The sequence below is a fragment of the Sphingomonas bacterium genome (assembly GCF_903643065.1).
Taxonomy (GTDB): domain Bacteria; phylum Pseudomonadota; class Alphaproteobacteria; order Sphingomonadales; family Sphingomonadaceae; genus Sphingomonas.
Map to the genome: position 1 here is coordinate 1 of NZ_CAHJWX010000315.1, position 3,559 is coordinate 3,559.

Annotated in this window: 4 protein-coding genes; all 4 read left to right on the forward strand. The window is 71.7% G+C overall.

The features are described from left to right. Window positions 1–2,191 (forward strand): CHAT domain-containing protein (locus tag HUU95_RS11085; RefSeq protein WP_174280172.1); only part of this gene is annotated, 2,191 nt, incomplete at its 5' end. A 79-nt stretch (window positions 2,192–2,270) separates the two neighbouring features. Then, window positions 2,271–2,753 (forward strand): PAAR domain-containing protein, encoded by a 483-nt coding sequence (locus HUU95_RS11090; RefSeq protein ID WP_174280173.1) that lies wholly within the window; start codon window positions 2,271–2,273, stop codon window positions 2,751–2,753. Continuing rightward, complete coding sequence (locus tag HUU95_RS11095; RefSeq protein WP_174280174.1) at window positions 2,750–3,229, forward strand: DUF4123 domain-containing protein; 480 nt, start codon at window positions 2,750–2,752, stop codon at window positions 3,227–3,229. The genes HUU95_RS11090 and HUU95_RS11095 overlap by 4 nt, the downstream gene beginning before the upstream one ends. Before the next feature lie 10 nt (window positions 3,230–3,239). Next, on the forward strand, window positions 3,240–3,559 hold a 320-nt coding region (locus tag HUU95_RS11100), incomplete at its 3' end, for a hypothetical protein (RefSeq protein ID WP_217429822.1).

The following is a 3,559-nucleotide window of genomic DNA, read 5'->3' on the forward strand; positions in this document are numbered from 1 at the left end:
CCAGCCGCTGGAGGACGCGGCGGCGATCCGGCTGCTCAATCAGCCGCAACGCGGCGGCGCCGACGTGTCGGGATCGATCGCGGTGCCCGAGACGGCCGAGCTGCAGCAGCTGACGCTCGACGCGCAGGCGGGCTGGGCGCGGTCGATCGCGCTGCTCGCGCTGGGCGACACGCGGGGCGCGCAGGCGGCGCTGGATCGGGCGCTCGTCTCCTATCGCCCGCTGGTGAACGAGCGGATCGACCAGCGGCTGGTGCTGTGGCTGGGGGCGCAGCTCAACCGCCAGCAGGGCCGGCTGCAGGCGCGCGCCAAGGCTTATCCGGCGGCGATCGCCTCCTTCGATCGCGCGCTGGTCGAGTTGCGGCGCAGCGCTCTGGAGACGAACGGCACCGGCACCGAGCCGTCGATCGCGGAAGCGTCGCTGGAACGTGCGAGCATCATCGCCGAACAGGGTGGCGATCCGGCGAAGATACGCCACGAATATGACCTGGCGATCGACGCGATCATCGACGCCAATCAGGGCGGCGGCAGCACGGTGCTGCCGATCGGGGTGGAGCGGTATCTTGACCTGCTCGTCGCCGAGGCCGACAAGGCGCCGTCGCCCGACACGTTCGACCGCTTCTTTCGGGCCGTGCAGGCGGTGGGCGAGCCCGCCGTGGCGCGCCAGCTCAACCAGTTGCAGGCGGTGGTGACGAGCGATCCCGCGATCGGGGTCAAGGTGCGCGACCGCGCCGAGCTGGAGCGCGACATCACCCGGCTGCGCTATGACATCGCCGCCGCCGCGCAGGCGGGGCAGCCGACCGCCGACCTGGACCGCCAGCGGGCGGGGGCGGAGGCCAGGCTGTTGCAATTGGACGCCGAGCTGGGCGCGTCCGCCAAATACCGCACCATCGACGATCGCCCCGCGACGATCGCCGACCTGCGTCAGGCGCTGCGGCCCGGCGAGGGCTTCCTCAAGATCATTGAGCTGAACCGGCGCGCTTATGGGCTGTACATCGATGCCGACCGGACCTGGATCTACCCGGTGCAGCTGCCCAAGGCGGCGCTGGATGGGCTCGCCGCCGGCGTGCGCGCGTCGATCGATGGCAAGTTGCCCGATCATCTCGTGCCGTTCGACGTGGCGGGCGCCTATGGCCTGTTCGGGCTGCTCACCGGGCCGGCGATGACGGCGGTGCTGAAGGCGAACGCGCTGGTCGTCGACCCGGCCGGTCCCTTGCAGAACCTGCCGGCGGGCGTGCTCGTCACCGACCGCCGGAGCGTGGACGCCTATGCGGCGAGCGCCAAGGCGGCGCCGTTCGACTTCAGCCACGTATCGTTCCTCGCCGCGCACGCGACGATCTCGACCGCCGTGTCGCCGCGTTCGTTCCTGGTCGCGCGCGCGCTGCCGCCGTCCACCGCGAAACAGGCCTTTCTGGGACTGGGCGAACACGCGCCCCCCGCGACCGACGGCGCGCCGCGCCAGGTCAGCGTCGGCTTCGGCTGCACCGTTGCGTTTGCGACGCTGGCCGGCTTCGAGCGCCAGCTCCCGCCGATCAACCGCAAGGAACTGGCGATCGCGTCGCAGGCGCTGGGCGTGCCGAACGCGCCGGAGGTGGTGGGGGCGGCCTTTACCGACACCGCCGTCGAGGCGCGCACCGACCTCGCCGATTTCGAGGTGATCCACTTCGCCACCCACGGGCTGGAGGAGGGCGTGTGGGGCTGCACCAAGTCGCCGCCCGCGCTCGTCACCTCGTTCGGCGACGAGGGATCGGACGGGCTGCTCAGCTTTTCGGAGATCGCGCGGCTGCGGCTCGACGCCAACCTCGTCGTGCTGTCGGCCTGCGACACGGCCTCGGGCGTGAAGGACGAGGCGCTGGCGCGGCAATCGGGCCAGGAGGAGGCGGGCTCGACGCTGGAGGGCCTGGTGCGCGCGTTCCTGACGGCGAACAGCCGCGCGGTGCTGGCGACCTTGTGGCCGGTATCGGCGGGCGGCGAAACCGACGACTTCATCAGGCGGTTCTACGGCGTCGCGCGCCAGCGGACGATCGGCGGCTCGCTCCAGACCGCGCAACAGGCGCTGATGGCCAATCCGGATTATTCGCATCCCTTTTATTGGGGGCCGTATTTCGTGGTCGGCGACTCGACCAAGATGATGCTGTCCACGCCGGCGAAACAGGCGGGGACGGGCGCGGGCGGGCAGGTGGCGGCGCGTTGAGCGTCCGCCCGTCGCGCGCGTGTTGCGGCGGCCCCGCGCGCCGGGCAGCCTGAGCGGGCAAAAGGGGAGGAGAACCGTCATGGGACAACCAGCGGCCCGGCTGGGCGACATGCATGTCTGTCCGATGGTCACTCCCGGCGTGCCGCCGGTGCCGCATGTCGGCGGGCCCATCCTGCCGCCCTGTTCGGTGACGGTGTTGACCGGCATGATCCCGCAGGCGCGCATCACCGACATGTGCGTGTGCGTCGGTCCGCCGGACACGATCGCAAAGGGCTCCGCGACCGTGCTGGTGAACAGCCTGATGGCCGCGCGCATGGGCGATCTCTGCCTGCACGGCGGCTCGATCGTGATCGGGCTGCCGACGGTGCTGATCGGCGACTCCGCCGGGGGCGGTGGCGGCGGCGCGCCGGAGATGGCGCAGGTGGCCCAGCACAACAGCAAGAACACGCAGGAAGGCGCGTTCAGCACGGCCGCCGCCTATACCGCGCCCGCGCAGCAGGCGGCCGTCTACAAGAACGCCGCCAGGACCGGCGCGCCCTTCTGCGAGCGCTGCGGCGGGTGAGCGCGCGCTGGTATGCGGTGGTGGACGGTGCCGCCGATGACGGGCTCTGGCCGCTGCTCCAGCGTTGCGACGATCGCGCCTGCCTGATCTCCGGCGCGGTGCATCCCGTGCTCGCGCCGGCGGCGCCCTATCTGGTCGCGCTCGACGACGACGAGCCGTTGCTCGGCGCCTGGCGGGAGCATGGCGCCGGCCGGCACTGGGGCATCCTGTGCGAGGCGGAACTGCCGCTGGCCGAGTTGCGCCAGCAGTTGCGCCAGTTCTTCCAGGCGAAGCTGCCCGACGGCACGATCGCGCAGTTCCGCTTTTATGATCCGCGCGTGTTCGCGCGCTACCTGCCGGAGGCGCCGCCCGAGCAGCAGGTGCGATGGTTCGCCGGCGTGACGCAGTTCGCGGTGGAGGGCGAGGATGGGCGCCAGCACAGCTTCCGCTGGCGGGGCGGGCGCCTGCACGACGGCGACGCTCCGGTCGCGGCATGAGGAGGGCGGGGTGAAGGATCGGCTGGTCGGGCTTGCGATATGGGTGGCGGCGATATCGTCCGCCTGGCTGGTGATCACGCTCGTCCTGGCGCGCGCTGCCGCCTGGAGCGGCTGGGTGTCCGGCCATTTGCACACCGGCATGGATGCGGCCTCGTCGGAAACGCTGTTCAACCTGTTCCTGTTCGGGCCGCTCATCGCGCTCGCGATCGGAGCGGCGGCGCTCGACCGCCGCAACGCGCTCGCGCCGGGCACGCGACCGCTCGCCTGGGCGGGGGTGGGGCTGTTGATCGGGCTCGCGGGTCTTGGCGCGTCGGCGCTCGACGCGTTGCT

Excerpts from the sequence above, each read along its gene's own strand:
- HUU95_RS11090 (WP_174280173.1), top strand. The coding sequence starts at position 2,271 with ATGGGACAACCAGCGGCCCGGCTGGGCGACATGCATGTCTGTCCGATG.